General features: G+C 39.7%; 13 protein-coding genes and 1 CRISPR repeat array. All 13 genes read right to left on the reverse strand.

All coding sequences use genetic code 11. The features are described from left to right. Positions 1–32: 32 nt before the first annotated feature. Positions 33–917 carry a methylisocitrate lyase gene (gene prpB, locus C1A47_RS00380; RefSeq protein ID WP_111891310.1) on the reverse strand — a complete coding sequence of 295 codons (885 nt, stop codon included), beginning with the start codon at positions 915–917 and terminating at the stop codon, positions 33–35. Next, complete coding sequence (locus tag C1A47_RS00385) at positions 910–1,611, reverse strand: GntR family transcriptional regulator (protein ID WP_111891312.1); 702 nt, start codon at positions 1,609–1,611, stop codon at positions 910–912. Before C1A47_RS00385 ends, prpB begins: the two co-directional genes overlap by 8 nt. Positions 1,612–1,855: 244 nt before the next feature. Further along, a complete protein-coding gene (locus C1A47_RS00390; RefSeq protein ID WP_111891314.1) occupies positions 1,856–2,050 on the reverse strand; it encodes a hypothetical protein in 195 nt (64 codons plus the stop codon). Between the two features lie 135 nt (positions 2,051–2,185). Beyond that, a complete protein-coding gene (locus C1A47_RS00395; protein WP_111891316.1) occupies positions 2,186–4,024 on the reverse strand; it encodes a phage capsid protein in 1,839 nt (612 codons plus the stop codon). A gap of 192 nt (positions 4,025–4,216) precedes the next feature. Further along, positions 4,217–6,946: a CRISPR direct-repeat array (repeat unit 28 nt; unit sequence TTTCTAAGCTGCCTACATGGCAGTGAAC). A gap of 131 nt (positions 6,947–7,077) precedes the next feature. Continuing rightward, positions 7,078–7,695: a type I-F CRISPR-associated endoribonuclease Cas6/Csy4 gene (gene cas6f / locus C1A47_RS00400; protein WP_111891318.1), complete on the reverse strand. Its 618-nt coding sequence runs from the start codon at positions 7,693–7,695 to the stop codon at positions 7,078–7,080. A gap of 3 nt (positions 7,696–7,698) precedes the next feature. Next, positions 7,699–8,712: a type I-F CRISPR-associated protein Csy3 gene (gene csy3, locus C1A47_RS00405; protein WP_111891320.1), complete on the reverse strand. Its 1,014-nt coding sequence runs from the start codon at positions 8,710–8,712 to the stop codon at positions 7,699–7,701. Between the two features lie 26 nt (positions 8,713–8,738). After that, entirely contained in the window at positions 8,739–9,623 is an 885-nt protein-coding gene (gene csy2 / locus C1A47_RS00410; RefSeq protein ID WP_111891322.1) for a type I-F CRISPR-associated protein Csy2, read from the reverse strand. Further along, on the reverse strand, positions 9,623–10,873 hold the full coding sequence (gene csy1, locus C1A47_RS00415) for a type I-F CRISPR-associated protein Csy1 (RefSeq protein WP_111891324.1): 1,251 nt from the start codon (positions 10,871–10,873) through the stop codon (positions 9,623–9,625). Before csy1 ends, csy2 begins: the two co-directional genes overlap by 1 nt. A gap of 9 nt (positions 10,874–10,882) precedes the next feature. After that, complete coding sequence (gene cas3f, locus C1A47_RS00420; protein ID WP_111891326.1) at positions 10,883–14,263, reverse strand: type I-F CRISPR-associated helicase Cas3f; 3,381 nt, start codon at positions 14,261–14,263, stop codon at positions 10,883–10,885. Positions 14,264–14,410: 147 nt separating this feature from the next. After that, entirely contained in the window at positions 14,411–14,638 is a 228-nt protein-coding gene (locus tag C1A47_RS00425) for a DUF2188 domain-containing protein (protein WP_111891328.1), read from the reverse strand. Positions 14,639–14,742: 104 nt separating this feature from the next. Then, positions 14,743–15,687 carry a type I-F CRISPR-associated endonuclease Cas1f gene (cas1f, locus tag C1A47_RS00430; protein ID WP_111891330.1) on the reverse strand — a complete coding sequence of 315 codons (945 nt, stop codon included), beginning with the start codon at positions 15,685–15,687 and terminating at the stop codon, positions 14,743–14,745. A 225-nt stretch (positions 15,688–15,912) separates the two neighbouring features. Then, complete coding sequence (locus C1A47_RS00435; protein ID WP_111891332.1) at positions 15,913–17,016, reverse strand: beta-ketoacyl-ACP synthase III; 1,104 nt, start codon at positions 17,014–17,016, stop codon at positions 15,913–15,915. A gap of 30 nt (positions 17,017–17,046) precedes the next feature. Next, the gene (hrpA, locus tag C1A47_RS00440) at positions 17,047–20,967 is read right to left on the reverse strand and encodes an ATP-dependent RNA helicase HrpA (protein ID WP_111891334.1); all 3,921 of its coding nucleotides are present in this window, start codon (positions 20,965–20,967) and stop codon (positions 17,047–17,049) included. Positions 20,968–21,289 lie beyond the last annotated feature (322 nt).

Consider the following 21,289-nt stretch of genomic DNA (forward strand, 5'->3'; position numbering starts at 1 on the left):
AAAATTAGGGGGTCAATTTGAGTGTCAGATGCTTATTTATTTTTAGCGAATGAGGCATCTAAATACTGTTCAAACTGATGGTAGTTAATACGGTCATACAACTCCTGACGAGTTTGCATGGTATCAACCACATTTTTCTGTGTGCCTTCTTGACGCAAAGTCTGATACACATTTTCAGCCGCTTTGTTCATGGCACGGAATGCAGACAGTGGATACAGCGCAATGCTGACATCGGCAGAAGCCAGTTCTTCTGTGGTAAATAAAGGCGTAGAACCAAATTCGGTAATATTCGCCAAGATTGGTACATGGACAGCATCGGCAAATTGTTTGTACATCGACAGTTCAGTAATCGCTTCAGGGAACAGCATGTCTGCACCCGCTTCAATATACGCCCCTGCACGATCAATCGCAGCTTGCAAACCTTCGACTGCCAAAGCATCGGTACGCGCCATAATCACAAACTTATCATCACCACGCGCGTCTACTGCGGCTTTAATACGATCAACCATTTCTTGTTGTGAAACAATCGCCTTGTTTGGGCGGTGTCCACAGCGTTTTGCTCCAACCTGATCTTCAATGTGCATGGCTGCTGCGCCAAACTTGATTAAGGATTTGGTGGTACGTGCAATGTTAAATGCCGAAGCACCAAAGCCTGTGTCTGCATCGACCAATAACGGTAAATCACACACATCGGTAATACGACGCACATCGGTCAGCACATCGTCCAAGTTACTAATGCCTAAATCGGGCAAACCTAATGAGCCTGCGGCGACCCCACCTCCTGATAAATAGATGGCTTTATAGCCTGCACGTTTTGCCAGTAAGGCGTGGTTGGCGTTGATCGTACCCACGACCTGTAACGGTTTTTCAGCCGCAACAGCATCGCGGAAACGCTGACCCGCAGATAAATTAGACATGTTTTTCTCCTTGAGCTTGAATCCAGTTGGATTCAATATTTTTATAAGATGCAGCGATATGACGGCGCATCAACAATTCGGCAAGTTCGGCATCGCCATCGGCAATCGCATCTAAAATACGAATATGTTCGTTAAAGGCCTGATGCGGGCGATTTGGCGTTTTGGAAAATTGAATACGGTACATACGAATCAGGTGATATAACTCATCACACAGCATTTTTTCTAAGGTTTTGTTACCACTGGTTTTAATGATGCAATAGTGAAAGTCATCTTCACCTTCCTGCAAAAAATATCCCTTACCCGCTTTAAACGCATCGTCTTCAGCGTGACGCTTTAAAATATCTCTTAGAGTTAGTATCTGTTTTTTATCAATATGCTGTGCAGCGAGACGACACGCGAGACCTTCAAGGTTTTCGCGAATTTGATACAGTTCATGCAACTGCTGATGAGAGAGTGAAACCACTCGTGCACCGACATGAGCAGTTCGTTCAACCAGTTTTTGCCCTTCTAGGCGGTGAATGGCTTCACGCAAAGGACCACGGCTAATTCCATAAACACGCGCAAGTTCTGGTTCAGAAATCTTGCTTCCTGCGGCAAGTTCACCACAAATAATCGCGGACTGGATTTTATCAAAAATCTGATCGGTCAGCGTTTGGTAGCCTTTCTCGATTGGGTTTTCTGACAAATTCTGCATAGTGTTGACAATTCTTATTAAAGATCTCTGAATGATGCCTATTTTTTAGCAAAAAACAAGATATTGTCAACAATATAAATTATTCTCTACGACTAATGTGCTATGAACTGTCAAATTAGATTATTTTTTATACTAAAAATTCAGGATTGTCGACACGGATTAAGAAACAACCAACACACAAGCCGAGCATAAAAAAGCCCTTTGTCTGGACTAAAACAAAGGGCAGAAATAATTCAACAGGAGATTAAAGTTTTGACCAAGTCACATCTTCATCGGCCTTACGAATAGAAAATGAGAACTCGTCATCTGCTTTCACTAGGTAAGCATCTGTTGCTTCATGAATGACTTTTAGCAATGTCCCCTCATGATAAAATTTTGGCTCATAGCCTTCTTTTTCATGTTTAATTGGCTGAAGGAGTTCAATTAGTATCTTATTCATGTTAAAAACCTACAAAAAAATCTTAATGTCATAGTATACAAATTCAGCATTTTTTAAAATTTATTTTCGTGATTTAAAGTAATATGAAATTCATATTTTGATCACATTTTTGACTAAATATTATATTTATATATATTAAATTAAAATATTTTTAGAATATGAAAGATGACCAAAAATAAATTCAACATACTGATCTCCTGCAAAAAAACCAGAGAATTCAGTAGAATAATTTAAAGTAATCGAATCTCGCATAAGTTGTGCGTATCCACAAATAAATTGCTTACCGAGTCCAAATTTCTGATTGTTTTTTATTGTACTAATCATGTGCTGCCAAATCGAAATTTGATATGGTTGCGTATAGTCAAACTCATATAAATATGCAGTACTTACTGTCGGAACAAAACCTGAAATATACGCCACCTGATCGGCAGAAAAGCCTAACTTTTGCATGACAATATCGTGAATATGTGACTGTACCAAATTGAGCTGTGGTGGTTGGTGCAATGTCCACGCATACGTTTGCACTGTTATCGTATCAAAAGCAGGATGCATAAATTGATCAACAGGCAAATTAATCTCTTGTAAGACGTTTGGGATACTTTCGTTCATCGAAGCAAGATCAATCAATAAACTCACTGTTGAACCTATAAAGTGAGTTTGAATTTCATTCCGAATCGCTAAACAGGCTTGTCCCAATTGATTGCTGAGCCATGCTCTAAATTCATCATACGGTGCTCCACTTTTTTGTAATGACATATAAATCGTTCCAAGATCAGGAGCATAAAGGCCTGTCTCGGCATGAAAAGCCAAACGGGTATGATAGTCATAGACACAAGGGTTTAAAGTATCAGAATTATGCCACCAGCAGGGTTCACCGATCTGCATATTTACAGTGCAGTCCGTATCTTGCAAAACTTGGGCAAATTCAAAAAAGACTTGTTTTAAGTAAGCAACCGCATGTTGATGTGTTGGGCTAAAGAAATTCCGTGATGGTTCATCAATCGTAGTCCCCAATGTATGGTCATGTTCACGTTGTAGCCATTCTGGAATAGCGACCGCTGCCGAGATTTCAAAACCGATTCTAAATATCGGCTCTAGCCCCGCTTTCTGCAATGCGTCGGCATAAGTACGATGCCATGACATGGCTGGTGCATTTACAACGCTTGATGGTGTCGTTAAGGGATCAACTGTATGAAATTTTTCAATTTGGCTATTCCAAACAATTTCTGGATAATGCCCACTTCCACAATCGTGATTAATTTGCCCCATATATCCTAGGGTCAATAAATTATCGACAATACGCTGTGGGTTTAAATCATAAACCTCATCATAATCTGTCAATATGCCGATTTCGTGGATTGGAACAATTACCTCTTTCAGTTCCAGCATTGCACGTTCGCCTGAAACTTCACTATGGGTAATTTTTAAATATCCCGATTTTGGGGTGATCAATACTTTTGAATTCGAACTTTCCTCATTGTTGTTACAAATACAGGAAAAATAAATCTGATCTATCTGTGTGACTGGAAATGTCACATCTGCATTGAGCCCACTTTTAAGTGTATTCCAGTCAATATAAATATGTGCTGAGTGAAGATTTGACATATCTGCATAATTAAACAAAGCAACTTCTGCCGTTTGTTGAATACCCTCGTCTTCATACACCACCATCAGCTTTGGACAAAACACAGGATCATTCAATTCAGGCATATTTTCAGATAACTCTAAGTCAAATTCCCAAATCAAGTTGCTGTAATCACGCTGGGTTGCATAACTCAAAAATTGATGATCTTTAACATCTTCACTGTCCCAAATAATTTCCAGCCGATCGGTATTGGTTCGAGCAACAAATTCGACCTGAAAGCCATCCTCAATATTCGTCAGCGCAAAAGACATGTTTGGTGAGCCATCTACTCGCCAGTAGTTACGATGAAATCTTGAAAGATCGACTGTATTGACTTGTAGGTTTGGCATATGTCTGTCCTTTTGTTATCGCACAGATTGTTTTATTGTTTTGTGGTAATGAGGAAGGCATTTAATTTTTATATTGCTCTTTTTTTAAGCTATTTCAAGTGTAGAAATATAATGAAACTTCAAAGACGCTTTTACAGTATTCATAGCTTTTGTTCCCTGTTACATAATCGTGAACATGAGTCATAACTTCTCTTTTTAAGCTGCCTATATGGCAGTGAACATCTTTCTTCCCACCTTTTAAAATCCCGCCCTTTTCTAAGCTGCCTATATGGCAGTGAACATTGTCGCTGACACAGGCAATTACTATTCATCTTTCTAAGCTGCCTATATGGCAGTGAACATTTGAAGCACACCCTATTGGTCGTGATGTGCTTTTCTAAGCTGCCTACATGGCAGTGAACTACACGGAAATCATGTTGCTATCGTAAATCGTTTTCTAAGCTGCCTACATGGCAGTGAACTCGGCAATGCTTGGAGTTTCTGGGGGACAGTTTTTCTAAGCTGCCTACATGGCAGTGAACCTCGGCAGTTTGATTGGTTTCTAACGCGCTACTTTCTAAGCTGCCTACATGGCAGTGAACCTTCATATTCACTTGGTCAATATCTTTGGCTGTTTCTAAGCTGCCTACATGGCAGTGAACACGGCAGCATTGAAATATTCAAATCTTCTTTATTTCTAAGCTGCCTACATGGCAGTGAACTCGGATGCCACTCTTAATCGTTCCTGTGTCCTTTTCTAAGCTGCCTACATGGCAGTGAACGATATTGCTGATGATGGTCAGAATGATTGGATTTTCTAAGCTGCCTACATGGCAGTGAACAGATTCCCAATAATGATTATGATCATTTGATATTTCTAAGCTGCCTACATGGCAGTGAACAGGTTGGTGGATTGGCTTTATGTATTCCAAGATTTCTAAGCTGCCTACATGGCAGTGAACATCTTTGCTGCCACAATAGACCATGCTTACGATTTCTAAGCTGCCTACATGGCAGTGAACAGTTTAATTTTGGCGGAGGTCATCTTTATGGTTTTCTAAGCTGCCTACATGGCAGTGAACCATTGTCAGCGCAAATAATAATGCGGTGAAGTTTTCTAAGCTGCCTACATGGCAGTGAACGCCCTGCGATGCTTACACTTACAACAGGTTCGTTTCTAAGCTGCCTACATGGCAGTGAACAAAACTAGATTTATTCGATCTTTTCTCTAAATTTTCTAAGCTGCCTACATGGCAGTGAACTTGTTCAAGGTTTAATGGATGCTGCGGCTACTTTTCTAAGCTGCCTACATGGCAGTGAACGGACTTGGGGTAATGAGTTACTTAGGTGTATTTTTCTAAGCTGCCTACATGGCAGTGAACCATCATTTGAAATTGAAAGTGTAATAGATTTTTTTCTAAGCTGCCTACATGGCAGTGAACTAGATGGAACGAAACACGTTATACATGTTGTTTTTCTAAGCTGCCTACATGGCAGTGAACCTCCCATTACCCCAAGAATTGTGCCTAAGATTTTTCTAAGCTGCCTACATGGCAGTGAACTCACCTTTACTATTTTTGTACCATGTTCCGTATTTCTAAGCTGCCTACATGGCAGTGAACCTAAAATGATTGTCAGAAGATGTGCAGCCAGTTTTCTAAGCTGCCTACATGGCAGTGAACGCTTGTTTTTCTCATGCCTTATTTCGTGATTATTTCTAAGCTGCCTACATGGCAGTGAACCTAAATTAGCGGGCAAGGCTGGCATTTCCTTTTTTCTAAGCTGCCTACATGGCAGTGAACAGTATGAATCAGCTGCCATGTGGAACCTGTATTTTCTAAGCTGCCTACATGGCAGTGAACAAAGCTAACATCCGATACTGGGAAGATACCAATTTCTAAGCTGCCTACATGGCAGTGAACAAAGAGCGACTAAAAGAAGATAGGTACTATTCTTTCTAAGCTGCCTACATGGCAGTGAACCTTTTAAGCCATTTTCAGTTGCAGCTTGGTTTTTTCTAAGCTGCCTACATGGCAGTGAACAGTTGCAGGAGATATCGCAGGAGCAGGGCATTTTTCTAAGCTGCCTACATGGCAGTGAACGCCTGAGTTAATTCGTGCGGTTGAGGAGTCTGTTTCTAAGCTGCCTACATGGCAGTGAACATTTTTTAATACAACTGCGTCCGCAGTAATCATTTCTAAGCTGCCTACATGGCAGTGAACTTGATGATTCATAATCGATGGCTAATTTGACATTTCTAAGCTGCCTACATGGCAGTGAACACGGCGTTATAGTCCTTGTATTTTTTTTGCTTTTTCTAAGCTGCCTACATGGCAGTGAACATAAAGGCAACTGGAAACGTCCCAATGGAAAATTTCTAAGCTGCCTACATGGCAGTGAACGAAGTTGAATGGATGGGTTTTCAATAGCAGAATTTCTAAGCTGCCTACATGGCAGTGAACTGCTTGGGTGTTGTTAGCTTGGCTACTGGATTTTTCTAAGCTGCCTACATGGCAGTGAACAGAGAGTGCTTTCTCAAAGCTAATGATGACCTTTTTCTAAGCTGCCTACATGGCAGTGAACTTTCTTCCTCAGCAGGTAGACGGCACTGGACATTTCTAAGCTGCCTACATGGCAGTGAACCGATGGTGCTGTTTTACGTTGACTTCTCCACATTTCTAAGCTGCCTACATGGCAGTGAACTGTTTGTCGTTGAAGAAAACTCCGTGATTTGTTTTCTAAGCTGCCTACATGGCAGTGAACTACCTGTAAAATTTGTCGGCAAAGATTCGTAATTTCTAAGCTGCCTACATGGCAGTGAACATTGGCTGTTTTATTTTATGGCATCACATTATTTTCTAAGCTGCCTACATGGCAGTGAACGCTTGGAAGTTTCTGAAGCTGCTGAATTGGCATTTCTAAGCTGCCTACATGGCAGTGAACTATAAAATTAGCACAAAAAATAAAGCCATAACAGTGAGTTAAACCTAAAATCTAGTAAAAGACCCAAGTTTTTACTCACCATTATAACTTATTGATTTTATTAAACTGTTAAAGAGTCAAAAAATATTGGGTTAAAATTCGGGTACAGATGCTTCTGAACTTAACCCATAGGTGCTAAAAACCTGAGTTTCAGATTTTTCAGCAGATTGCTTTTCAATGAACAGCTTAAACCGCTTTTTATCATGCTCATCTGAAGTGCTTAAACTCAACATGTCAATATACGGTAAGTTGGTGGTCTTCACGACATGGCTATACCGAGCGAGTGCTTCATCAAACCCAATATCTCCACGTTTTACTCGATGACGTGCCAAACGCTCAGCATTAGTTTTAAATTGCTTACGTCTATAAATGGTATAACCTGTGACTTTATTCTCAGGCACTTCACGTATAGAACTGACATGAACATAGTCAACCAAGCGTTCTAACCACTTACGAATATTTAACTGCTCTAAACTATTTTCAGATGTGGCAAACAAGCGAAGTTTTTTGCCCAAATTGACTTTAGATTTTTGATGATCTGTTTTTTCTTCATAAATATATTGGGGGAAAGACACACCAATATTGACCTTATTATTTGCATCTTTAATTTCAGCTAAAGCTATATGCAATTGCTGATAGAGCTTTGACCAAATCACATAAGGAGAAATTTCAGCTTGATCAATCAAGGTAATTTCTTGGTAATAATCCATTGATTACTCCTTACCACTTTGACCAAATACTCCACCACGAACCAAAACAGCCATTACATAATGCTCTTGTTCAGCATTAGCTAATGATTCACCTAAAGCATACTTATCAAATAAGTTGAAAAAGTCGACTTTATCTTTAGGTGTTCTATACGCTTTTCCAAGATTAGTCACAGCACCATAGGGTTCAATTGCAATTGCCGATTTTTGCTCTGCGAAATCTGGATACCATGTATCAATTGTACGTAATGCATTCCCTACTTTTTGTGAGTGCATGGCAGCAACATGATTCACTTGGTAAAGAATTTTGCTCTTATCGCCTTTACCTTTATCTAATACAAGTTCTTCACTTGGATAAACTTCTTGTGCTTTACCCACAAGAGCAAATGCTTCCACTTTAATTAACAAATAAGCTGTTTCACCTTTTAAAGCTTTGGCAATTTGCTCAGCTAAAGCATTAACCTTTGTATCTGTGATATCAAAATCATGTAGAGGATAATCAAACGCATTAAATGTCACAGACTCTTGCTCATTCACAGTTACAATCACTTCAACTTTTTCAGCACCCACACGGTTTCGCCACAAAAAACGTGCATTGGCAATATTGAGTGCATAGCGTTTAGCCAACTCTGTAAAACCATATTGCTGAATATAATTTTGAGCAACTTGCTGATAAGACTTTAAAAATATTTCATTATTACATGCCGAAGGTTGTTCAATCCCACCGAGTACTTTCAATGTAAATGAAAGCTTTAAAGTATCTTGATGTTCACCTAAAGCACATGCATCAACTTTTTGTAAATTTGCTTTCTCAACTTCTGCATTCAGCTTTAAAGGATCACTCGCAACCGCAGGTTTAAGGCGGTTTGAAATCGTTCCTCGAACCGATTTTTCAATCAATTTTAATGCCGTTTGTTCTTCTCGATTATTCCAAGAAGTGCCATAAAAATAAGCATCCGATGGAACCAATTTCTTTTCAAAGGCAAGTACGCTTGCAACTGTTTTTTCATTCTTAGCCATGATGATTTTCCTCTTTATCGTATAAATTAGATTGTTGTTTGATTTTGGCAAAGGTATAAATTTTTTTCTAAATCAAAATGATATTGCCATAACAGTTGATTTAGACTTTCAATTCGGTATGGCATCACAAATTCACCTAAGGTCAAAATACTTTCGGCAAAACGATGTGGCGTATTGGCATCTCGTTGATTTTTAGCTTGTCCAAGTTCAGAAATCCCCTGAAAACCGACAGCAATTGGAACTAGCCAACCTTGGGCTTTACGTTTTGATGTCCAAGTGACTTTTTGATTTTCATCAATCTGTGAACTATGTGTCACTTTTAAATAATCTAATAAAGTATCAAGCGCATCTTGCCCTGTACACATGCTTTCAACCATCAAATCACGGCGCTCAATGAGCACATGCCCAAGCATCAATTTATTTAAAATAGGACGAAGCTGCTGATCCTGATCTTCATCATCATCAAACTCTAAAATTTCTGGCTTTTTAAAAGACAAAACATCGCCACTGGCAAACTTCATACTGCCAATCAATTGATCAATACAACTCAGCACTTGCGCTCGCTTTTTATTACCACATTCTTCTAGTTCAATCAGCAACGAAACATCTAAATGACAACGTGCTTCTTCAATAAATGCAGGACGATTACCATCTTTATCTAAAGGGTTTGCGGTACTCACAATCGAGTGAACAAAGTCACCACGCCCCTTATAGGTCTGTAAATTAAAATCATGACAACTCACCGCAATTTTACTGAGTTCAACTTCACAACCTTGTGCATGTAACTTACGCTGCAAAGCATGCATTGCACCTAGCCAAGCTGTCATAGCAGGAAATCCAATCGAGTAAGGACTGCTCATGGCATTGGCATTGTGAAGTTTTAAATGAGGAATTAAAAGAAAGTAACGCATCAAAAAAACTCCTTTGCCTGTTGTAGTGATTTTTCTACATGTTGTTTAACATCAAGCAACTCACTTGTTCCTAATGTATAAGCATCGCTAATGATTTTTTCATAACTCCGTAATATCCAACGAGCAATTTCTTTACTTAACTCATCACACCAGTCATTATCTGCTTCTCTTTCTTTTTGATGAATTTTATCTAACCAAATACGCTGTACTTTAGGTAAATTTGCGTAATAATCTTGATTTGACCAACCTTCAGTTGCATATTCTCTAGTTCTTAATGCCTGTAACAATATTTGATCTGTCACGAACTGAATGATGTTGTATATTGCTGTTCGAATATCAATATTATTTAAATCTAACTGCATAAACTTATGGAGTTGCATAAAACTTTCTTGATAATTTTTTCGATATAAACATTGCGCAAAAAAATCAGTTTTCGGCAATCGAATCATTCGCTTTTCTAAAATGGGTGGACAACTTGATAATAAATAAGCTCGTCCTGCATTTTGACTATTTAAAACACTGACATTTTGGGGTTGAGTACCACCATAAGCCGTTACCGTTAAATCATAAATATCAGCATAACCTTCAGCATCATGCTCATTTTTCTTACGCTTTTCTTTGGCTTGTTTGGTTTGCTCTGAAAAACGTAGAGCATCAATTTTTTGCTTTAATTGAGTCATCAAACCAGAAGGTGTCAATATAGACAATAAATGATATTCAGCCTGTTTTATTGGAAAATAAACCTGTTTAATCAAATGATCCGTTTTATTAACATTTTCTCCATGCTTGATAACTAAAAATGCTTGCTTTAATGTTTTAAAATCAAGAGAAGCTTGCTCAATATGTTGAATCAAGTCTTGATGATCTTGTTCAAAACCATCTAAAACAGTGTATTGATCTGTCAATTGTAAAGATAGAAATTTATAAACATCCATTGCAGCGGCATTACCAAATACATCTAAAGGATAATCAACATTGCCACTACGTAAATACCCATCATTCGCCTGTTTTGCTCGAACAATGACACTCGATGTTCTGGCGCTCGGATGGCTAAATTTACTTGGATGACTCACCATAGAAAGTTGTGTAACGCGCTTTGCAGCATCAGGTAGCCACTCGCTCAAATCAAATTTTTCATTCGCTTGTTGTTGCAACTCTGCGATTGCAGTTTCATTTTCCGCCTTCTTTAATCGGTCTTTGAGCCACAGTTCTTTTCGTTCATTTAAAAAAGCGTCAATATTTTCTATCATTTTTTTCTCTTATTTTTTGTCTGAAATTACAAGCCCAAACTGCTCAGAATAAATCAATCGTTTATTTTCATCATATTCAGGTAGCATGATTTCCCCATAGCGTTTTGATAATTCTTCTATCTTTGCATCAATATCTTCATTTTCTTGCAATTGATCAACCGCCGTACGACATAAAATGTCGTAATAATTTCGATTTAACCATAGTCGTTGCTGCTCTATTTCATTTAACTTTAAGTATTCAATATGATAGAACCCTGCCCGATCAATATATTGCCCAAAATCATCTTTTAAACAAAATGTAAGCTTATTATTTTTCCATACTGCGAAAAGCTGAATATTGGGCGAACTTTGTCGAAACGGTGTAAATCGCTGTGGTAATGCTGTTAGAAACCAATACTGGGTTAACCATGCATTTAAAGGCTTCGCCCCCAGTTTTTTATAACTGGTTAAAGCATCTGCCAACGCTGCATGTTCTAAATCAGCCAGTTTTTTTGTCGCTTGTAGCGGCTGATTTTCCTGAATACGCGGAATCGCATTAATTGCAAAATTGACATCACTACTATCGAGTAATTCAGTTAAATTTTTAGTCACTAGCTTAAATTTATCGTTATTGATCTCAAAGCCTGGTTTCTCAAATGCTACTTTAGCGCCTTGAAGCCCTTTTAAGTTGTATTGCATCAGTGCAATATTGGGTTGCTGAATATCTTGTTCTAACTTTCGATGCCGTAAAACTCGCCCAGCCAATTGAATAATCGAACGATAAGATGATGGCTCTATAATCGCCCAATCAAAATCATGATCTCGCCCAACTTCTTCCACAGGTGTCGCTACCAAAATAAAAATGACATTCTCGACATCTGTGCTGTCCAAATGCTGACGAATCACTTCATTTGAAAATGCAATAGGTTGTTCACCTTGTTTTTCTTTGCGTTTGAGTGCCTGATCTAAATGTCGCTCTTGTTCACTGCGTAATAGCATCACTTGTCGACTGTGGTATGCCATCACACGTGGAGCTATTCCTTTTGACCATTCAGCATTCAGTAAATATCGAGTTAACCCAACACAAGGTTGGATATTGGCGACACGAATGACACCAAATGAAACTTTCTTCCCTGTTTTTTGATCTAAGGTATGGTGTAATTGATGCAAATGTTCTGCTTGCTGCAACATTCTTTCAAAATATTGATTTTGTAAACTTTCATCAAGTTGCCGTTGCTCTTTTTCAGCCACTAAATCTGCACAATCCACAATATAAGCTTTATGTTTAATTATTTGTTTGACTAATGCATCGACTCGAAACTGGACAAATTGATGATGTACCTGTTTATAAATTTCAATGCATTGTGCTTGGCTTGATAAAGGAATCATTTGAACTTGGGTTTTAAACTCATCCACCCACATGGCAACTGCATCAGTATTTTTTATTTTTTTAAATGCACAGTACAAAGCCCATCCTTGTTGATAAGCATTAAAAAAACCTTCAGCCAATGCAGGTGGAATAGTTGCTGAAGAAATCATGACTTTACGTCCAAGCATACCAGTCAAATGTACCAAGCGAGCAATCGCAATTAAATCTTGCCCGTTAAAATCATCAACTTCATCAATCACCAAATCTGATGAAGATAACCGTAAACTTGGTAGAATATATTTTCCACCACGTTTAGTTTCTGTTGCAGCAATCATATGATCAATCGTGCAGGTTAAAACAGGTTTATATAAAAATGCCTTGTTTTTCTCTGCCTGATGCTGTGGAAATAAAGCATCTAAAAATTCAGCGTGTGGCATCGCCTCATAATTCAGCTCATTTTCTAATAATTCTTCTAATGATTCTGAGCCAATTTCGTCTATTGCTATTTCTTCAGTTTCTTGGTTTTTATGATTTTGTGCATGTAATTCCTGTACAGCTTTAGAACCTACAAGAACTGCAAGCTCATCATTTTGCAAACCAATATCGTGACGATATGAGTCACCTGTTTGTAGGGTTAAGGTTCTTAAGCCTAAAGCCAAAATATAACGTAAAGAATCTGCATTTACGGAAAGTGCTTGCATGATTTTGGCATTGGCAATGGTTTTCCCTTTGCCTGTACTTGCCATATTGACAATGAACCAACCCTGTTTCTGTGCATCTTCATTCTTCTGAATAAACTGCTGAATTCCTTTAACAGCGTGATCTTGCCACTCAAAACCTAGTGGGCTTTTTTTCTTGAGTTTTTGAATATCATAGGCAAGTTCCATTTCATCGGCCAATCGACTTAAGGACTGTGCGACGCGCATCGCTTTTTCACTGACCCGAACCAAATGCTCATCCAAATACTGTTTGGCTTTTTTGGTTTTAGGATCAGTATTTGCAATTAAACTCAACGACGTTGTCCAAGTTTTATCTGCATCACAGGATGAATAGTAATGATCGCCCAACATCAAACATAAACGTGCATGGTGCAAAATGACTCGCCAACAGCCATCTTCAAAAATTATCCGATTGTTATGTGTTTCTTGTAATAAACGAGCCGACCACTTCTGAATCTGTTTCATCCAGTGTTTAGATTGACTCAATAAGCCTTGCTCAAATTCAAAACACTGCTTTAATCGACGTTGATAGTCTTGTTCATCAAACTTATTTTGATACCCCCAACCTACCTCAATATACTCAAATAAATCAGATCTGTTTTGCATAGGTTCGGCACTAAAACCACTTCGTTGTTTTTCATCTTTTAAGTCGGGTAAACGATGATGCGATACGATTAGCCATGCCACCAATTGAGCAAATGGTGGTAGCTGTTCTAAAGCCTTCGCTTGGTCTGTATGTTTTAAAATGATGTTCTTTAATATTTCTTCATCCCAAGTGTTTTCAATTAAAAGATTGAGCCAACCTTCATCCGTTTGCTGATTTCCCGATGATTTCACCAAGGCATTGAGTAATAAACAGGAAATCCATTCATGTCGAATAGGATCACCTTTATGACTATTTCTACTTTTAGCATCTAATTTTTCTTGAAATAAAACTGTCGCCTTACCCCAATCATGTAAAAGTGCAGACACTGCTACTAACGCTTTTATCAGGGGTAAATAATGCCAATCATTTTCCCATTTATTTTGATCTAATTTTTTTTGCGTCGTATTCACAGGAACAATGCCCTGTGCATTAAACTTATTTCGATTGCCCACAATCCAGAGCAGCTCACTACGACGTCTACCACGAATCCAGTGACAACTCACTGCGGTACTTTTGGTCACGGTTTTACGCAGCAGTTTTTTAACTGCAATTAGCCCCTCTTCGGTAATGACTGTTTGCCATGTGTTATCTCCAATTCGGTCAGCAAAGGCATCCAACACACGGCGAGTACGCGGAATCGCTTTCTTTTCACATTGAGAAATAAACGTGACAATCATTATTATTATCCTAATTTGAAATAAGTTGTGTTGAACCATTCTCAAATAATTCAACATAAGATTTTAATTAAGCTGCCTATATGGCAGTAGATATATCTATTAAAAGGAATACTTTATATTTCTAAGCTACTTATAAAACCAAGCAGATTAACCCTTAGGTGGATATGGATCATTTCCATGACTATCTTTTCCTGAAATTTTGCCATCCTTGTTATGAATGACTAATTCTGTCTTTTGATTTTGACTAATTGCTCTAGCTCTATCTGTAGCCTCTTTTTTAGTATCAAAATGCCCAGAGGAACGCTGTCCTCCACTTTGTTTTACATCCCAGCCACCATCTTTATTCGGCACAACATGTGTTGATTTATTAGTCATAAGTTAGATCACCTATAAAAAAATTAGAACCAAATGAGTAAAAAACACTCAGTTTATGACTGTAAAATAACCTATAAATAAAATCAACCTATAAAGTTTTACTTTTAATAAGTAAATTTTGAATTTTCCTTCACCTGATCAAACATAAAGTCTAAGCATTTATGCTCGGTAAACTTCTGCAAAATCTGCTGACGAAACTCTTGTTCTGTCATTTTTTCTTTGGCACAGATAAATGCCCACGGCAGCACAATCGCATCTTTAATTAAGTCCGCAACATCAAATACCAAAGCACCACGGCGGGTTTTGCCATGCATCACCGCAAAGCTATGCGAAATCCCCAGTACCCAAAGCGTGATCGCCGCCAACCCATAAGCCAAATAATTACCATGATTAAGAAAATCATTGGCCAAGTCGCCTTGTTCAGGATTACGCTCAAAACCGAGTTTGCAACGTGTCGCAGCTACTTTGTACAGTTGCTTGGTGGTCTGAGCTTCAACAAGCAACAAGTCACCGACTTTTTCCTGATGTGGAATTTTCTTTTGAAACTGAGCAAGGGCTTGTTCGATATCAAGATCGTCGAGGTAAAACCCTTCTGCTTGTAGCTCTCGGTCTTTTGCCCAAATTTTTCGAATAAATTCGATACGAGCGAACTGAAACTGTTTTGCGACTTGTAAGCGTTTCGCTTCATCAAACCAAAACTGCATCCAACCTTGCATATACTCCGTTGGGCGATATTCACTTTGTGGTGTCATCCATTCAATTTCACAGCCCATAAATAAAGGTGTTCCACCACCGCCTGTAAAACCCACCAAAACACCTGCACTGGCAAGCATCCGCATGGCAGCTTGAGTAATTGAAGTGCCTGTACCCAGTAAAATCACTGTCGTGTTAGCAATCGGAATATTCCAATATTGATTTTCATTTTTAGCTTCAGTCAGGTAAAGCACCCGACCATCTTTTTGCATAACACGCGCATGTTCAAGGTAATAGACATTTGCACGTTTCGAATGAAGAATTGCTTTTAAGTCTGATGGATTCAGTTGTTCCATTTATATTTTATCTTTTTAATAGGTTGTGAATTAGATTCTATGCAACCCTCATCATAAAGAAAACCTCTTCTCATTTTAAAGCGACACTCAATGACGCTATCTTGTATGGATCTAGCATTAAAATTTTAAGTTTAATATTTTCTTCACGGTCCTGACCAACGCTGCTCCAGAGGGATCACCCATAAAACAAGCCCAACGAGTGGGCTTTTTTTGCAAGGCATTCAACTAAGCAACTTTTCTGAGCAAGACTGTCCCGACCGAATAACCTGCACCAAATGAACTTAAAATTGCATATTGACCCTCACCAACTTCATGTGCCGTTTTATGCATGGCAATAATCACGCCTGCTGAAGAAGTATTGGCAAATTCATCTAAAATAATCGGGGCACGTTCAGCTTCTGCCTGTTTACCCGCGACATATTTCAAAATCAGTTCATTCATGTTGGCATTGGCTTGGTGTAACCAAAAGCGTTTTACTTGATCGGCAACCAACTGGTTTTTCTCAAGTTGCTGATTAATCATCTGCGCGACCAATGGACAGACTTCTTTAAATACCTTACGTCCATCTTGATTAAACAACAAAGCATCGCCAAAGGCATCTTCACAACGGTTTAAAAAGCCAAAGTTATTACGGATATTGTTCGAAAACTGGGTTTGCAAACTTAAATCCACCAGTTCAAAACCTGCTTTGTCCGAACTTTCTTCGATAATGGTCGCAGTCGCCACATCACCAAAAATAAAATGACAATCGCGTGATTTAAAGTTGAGATGTGCCGAAGTAATTTCAACATTCACCATCAAGACACGGCGCGCACCTGCCTGAATGGCATCATGCGCCTGTTTCAAACCAAAAGTCGCTGAAGAACACGCCACATTCATATCATAGGCATAGCCTTTGATGCCCAATGCCGACTGAATCTCAATTGACACCGCAGGGTAAGCACGCTGCATGTTGGAACATGCCAAGATCACCACATCAATCTCGTCAGCCGTGACACCCGCTTGCTGCATGGCCTGTTTGGCCGCAATAACGCCCCACTCCGCTTGTAATGACAATTCATCATTACTGCGTTCAGCCAAACGTGGATACATACGGTCGATATCTAAAATGCCAGATTTTTCGACCACATAACGGCTTTTAATGCCCGATGCTTTTTCAATAAACTCTGCACTTGAGCCATGCAGTTCTACACGTTCACCTGCGGCAATTTGCTCAGCATGGGCTTGGTTGTAGCGTTCTACATAAGCATTCAAGCTTGCGACCAGTTCCTGATTACTGATTGCTTCGGCTGGATGAAATAACCCTGTCCCTGTAATACGAATGCTCATGTCAAATTCCTCAATTATTCAAAAATCAAATCAAAGACCCAACTGTTGCCAGTGTTTTTGCAAACGATTTTCAGAAATAGGCATCTTGGTTTTCATGGGCTGCGAAAATAATGAAATTCGCTGCTCTTCGACCATGGTGTACAATTCTCGCAATCTTGGGTCATTTTTATATTTGAATAATTTTTCCATCCAAGCATCGATCTGATCAATGGCAGCAGTATCTCTTTGCAAGTTATTTGGTAGACGCTCCAGTCGCATCATGAGTGCCTTCAAATAGCGTGGGAACTCTTGCCATAAGCTCAAAGGTTGTGTATAGACAAAATTATCCAGTTGCATCAAGTCTAACTGGTCTTCAATATCATCCATATTCTTGCCAAAAATGCTTTGATCAAGCGTAAGTAATTGACGGCGAATGTTTTGCCACGGAATAAGAACGTCATTGAGCACGCTTAAGATGTGCTGACCATGCGTCAAAAATTGTTTTTTCACCTGAGCCAGCAATTCTGCAAATGCATTGGCATCGACTGGCAATTCATTAATTGCTTCATCCAGAGTGGCATAAATCAACATTTGTTCCAGTTTGGCTTTATCACCGAGTGGCGAATATGCCAAAGCCAGTGGCTTGGAAATCTGTTTTTTCAACTGACGAATCGCATCGCCCAATTGTAAATGAATCAGACGAATCACCCCTTGCTTATGCTGATGCATCGCTTCAGCCTGATCATTAAAGGTCTGAATCACCACACCCGATTCATCTTTGGCATCTAGTTTAGAAAAAGCTTTGGTCGGAACCAGTGCCTGAAACTGCTTGACCACCACGCCCGTAACTTTCTGAGCCGCTTCAAACACAAATTGCTCAGGGAAAGTTTGGAACTCCCCTTTAGACTGCTTGACTGGTCGATGGGTTTCAGTACGACAACGCGCCTTAAGTTCAGACAGATCACGTCCTTTTTCAATGGTGCGACCTTTTTCATCCACCACCACAATAAATGGGATGAGGTACGGATCAACACGCTCAAATGAAAAATCTTTTTCAGTGATTTGCTCGCCACGTAGCGCAAATGCCAAATACTTAAAAATATGCTCACGTAAATGCACCGCATCTACACCACTCAGCAATTTTTTAGCGGTATCTGGAATCGGCACGATATTACGGCGTTTATCTTTTGGCAAAGCTTTCAGTAAAGCTTCGATCAAATCCAGACGCCAACCCGGAATTCCCCACGACCAGATATTTTCATCGACCTGCGGCAAGGCTTGTACGGGAATTTTGACTGTTGCCCCATCCTGATCATGACTTGGGTCAAAACGGTAACTGGTCGCAAGACGTAGCTCGCCATTGTGCAGATAATCAGGGAATTGCTGTGTGGTTGGACGGTCACTTTGCCAAAGTGCATCATCTTCTACAAACAAATAACGTGGCTGTTTCGGTTCAACCGTTGCACGCCAGTCTTCAAAAGTACGACGGCTGGCAATGTCCTCAGGCACTCGCGCTGCATAGAACTGGTAAATGGTTTCTTCATCCACCACCAAATCGCGACGGCGCAATTTATCTTCAACGCGCTCGACTTCTTCAAGTTTCAGTAAATTGTGCTTTAAGAATGGTGGTGTAATCCCCAATTGACCTGTTGTTAAAGCATCACGCAGGAAAATTTCATGCGCAGCCGCATGATCCACTTTTTCAAAATTAATCTGGCGTTTTGGCTCAATAATCAAACCAAACAATGAAATTTGTGCATAGGCATTCACAATGCCTGACTTCTTCGACCAATGCGGCTCAAAGTAGTGGTATTTCAGCAAATCACGCGCGGCAAGCAAAATCCATTCAGGATCAATCTTCGCCAAGGTACGCAAATACACCTGCGAGGTTTCGACCATTTCAAAGGCCATCACCCACGATGCACCTGCTTTATGCAGACTACTGGCAGGGAAAATTCGGGCTTTTTGCTGGCGTACTGCCATATAAACATTACGTTCATCGGTTTTATTGGCAATAAACGATAACAATCCTGTCAATAAAGCACGATGCAGATTTTCATAACTGGCAGGCTTGTCATTCCATGACAGTTTTAAACCTTCTGCAAGTTCAACCAACTGCTGATGGGTTTGTCGCCATTCACGTAAACGCAACCAACTTAGAAAATGCTGACGAGCGAAGTTACGACGTTTGTTTTCCGTCATTGCTTCGCGATTGCTTTGTAGCGTGTCCCAAAGTTTCAAATAAAATAGAAAATCAGAATCTGCTTCTTTAAATAACGCATGTTTCTGATCCGCTTGGGTTTGTTTATCGGCAGGACGTTCCCGTGGATCTTGCACCGCCAGTGCACTGACTACCACCAGAATTTCTTTGAGCACACCAAAATGCGAACCTGCAACAATCATACGTGCCAGACGTGGGTCGATTGGCATTTTTGCCATCATTTGCCCGACTTTGGTCAGAGAATCTCCCCCAACCCCTCTTTTAGAAAGTGGGGCTTGTTCAAGTCCTCCTTGTTCAAAGGAGGATTTAGGAGGATTCTTCTCTGTCAGTGCCCCCAATTCCACCAATAATTTACGCCCATCATTCACTAAACGATGATCAGGTGGTTCAATAAAATCAAAGTCTTCAAGGTTTCCCAATCCTAAACTTTGCATCTGTAAAATCACCGATGCCAAGTTGGTTCGTTTAATCTCAGGTTCGGTAAATTCTGGACGACTTTGGAAATCTTCTTCGCTATATAAACGAATACAGACACCCGCCGCAATACGACCACAACGACCTTTACGCTGATTGGCTGCCGCTTGTGACACCGCTTCAATTGGTAAACGCTGTACGCGTGAACGATAGCTATAACGCGAAATACGTGCAAAACCACTGTCAATGACGTAGCGAATATTCGGTACAGTCAGTGCAGTTTCAGCGACGTTGGTGGCAATAATAATACGTCGACCTGCCCCACCGGGATTAAAAATCCTTTGCTGTTCAGACAGTGCTAAACGTGCATAAAGTGGCAAAATTTCGGTATGGCGTGGGCCGTATTTCTGCAAAGTTTCTTGCAGTTCACGAATTTCTTGTTCAGTACTAGCAAAAATCAGAATATCGGCGTGTTCAGGATGCCCTTTTTCTGCGGCATCGGCAAAACATTCTTCAACAGCCTGAACAACGGCACGCGGCAAATTTTCTTCAAAATCATCAAAGGCATCGTCATCACTACCGCCAATATTCATTTCAGAAATTGGACGATAACGAACTTCTACAGGGAAGCTACGACCTTCGACTTCAAAGATTGGCGCTTGACGGAAATATTCACTAAAACGGTTAACGTCTAATGTCGCCGAAGTAATGATGACTTTTAAATCGGGGCGTTTTGGCAATAACTGCTTCAAATAACCCATGATGAAGTCAATATTGAGCGAACGCTCATGTGCTTCATCGATAATAATCGTATCGTATTTATTTAAAAATCGGTCATTTGACAGTTCTGCCAATAAAATCCCGTCCGTCATTAAACGGACGATCGAATCATTGGAACCTTGTTCATTAAAACGAACTTTAAAGCCAATCGACTCGCCCAGTTTTTCACTAACTTCTTCGGCAATACGCTGTGACACACTACGTGCAGCCAAACGACGTGGCTGGGTATGCCCGATCATGCCTGTCAAGCCACGCCCTGCAAGCATGGCAATTTGTGGTAATTGTGTTGTTTTCCCCGAGCCTGTTTCACCCGCAACAATAATCACCTGATGTTTCTGAATGGCAGTAATCAGGCGTTCAGCATATTGGGTTACAGGAAGATCTTGATTCAGCTTAATTTTTGGTAAGCGCTGAAAACGCGCTTTGACTTGTGCATTGGATTTTTCAAATAATGCTTGGTACTGCTGTTGATCTGCATCCTTTGTCTTGCCTAGTCGATTTAAACGATGTCGGTCACGCACCATAACCAATTGATCTATATTTAAATCACTTTGCACCGAATGCTATCCTCATACATAAAAGAGGCTAGTTTACTCGACTCTGATCTTGATAGAAAGAATTACATTTCCAAGTTTTTTCAACAAAGCTCTTGAATTTAAAGCTGTCTATCTTCATATTTAGTCACAGTGATGCGAAATAGGATTGTGACTGTCATCACCATGCAATAGATGACCCTAACAATCCTTGTTGTAATAGGTGAAAGGTGTTGCAAAAATCATCGATTTATTTTTCCGATTTATTGCATTAAAAAATACTATTTTACCAATGATGTTTTTTTTCTTATTCTAAATTTCGTAAACAGATTACTACTTCCATCCA

The sequence above is a fragment of the Acinetobacter sp. MB5 genome, assembly GCF_003261585.1.
GTDB lineage: Bacteria > Pseudomonadota > Gammaproteobacteria > Pseudomonadales > Moraxellaceae > Acinetobacter.

Excerpts from the sequence above, each read along its gene's own strand:
- prpB (WP_111891310.1), bottom strand. The coding sequence starts at position 917 with ATGTCTAATTTATCTGCGGGTCAGCGTTTCCGCGATGCTGTTGCGGCT.
- C1A47_RS00385 (WP_111891312.1), bottom strand. The coding sequence starts at position 1,611 with ATGCAGAATTTGTCAGAAAACCCAATCGAGAAAGGCTACCAAACGCTG.
- C1A47_RS00390 (WP_111891314.1), bottom strand. The coding sequence starts at position 2,050 with ATGAATAAGATACTAATTGAACTCCTTCAGCCAATTAAACATGAAAAA.
- C1A47_RS00395 (WP_111891316.1), bottom strand. The coding sequence starts at position 4,024 with ATGCCAAACCTACAAGTCAATACAGTCGATCTTTCAAGATTTCATCGT.
- cas6f (WP_111891318.1), bottom strand. The coding sequence starts at position 7,695 with ATGGATTATTACCAAGAAATTACCTTGATTGATCAAGCTGAAATTTCT.
- csy3 (WP_111891320.1), bottom strand. The coding sequence starts at position 8,712 with ATGGCTAAGAATGAAAAAACAGTTGCAAGCGTACTTGCCTTTGAAAAG.
- csy2 (WP_111891322.1), bottom strand. The coding sequence starts at position 9,623 with ATGCGTTACTTTCTTTTAATTCCTCATTTAAAACTTCACAATGCCAAT.
- csy1 (WP_111891324.1), bottom strand. The coding sequence starts at position 10,873 with ATGATAGAAAATATTGACGCTTTTTTAAATGAACGAAAAGAACTGTGG.
- cas3f (WP_111891326.1), bottom strand. The coding sequence starts at position 14,263 with ATGATTGTCACGTTTATTTCTCAATGTGAAAAGAAAGCGATTCCGCGT.
- C1A47_RS00425 (WP_111891328.1), bottom strand. The coding sequence starts at position 14,638 with ATGACTAATAAATCAACACATGTTGTGCCGAATAAAGATGGTGGCTGG.
- cas1f (WP_111891330.1), bottom strand. The coding sequence starts at position 15,687 with ATGGAACAACTGAATCCATCAGACTTAAAAGCAATTCTTCATTCGAAA.
- C1A47_RS00435 (WP_111891332.1), bottom strand. The coding sequence starts at position 17,016 with ATGAGCATTCGTATTACAGGGACAGGGTTATTTCATCCAGCCGAAGCA.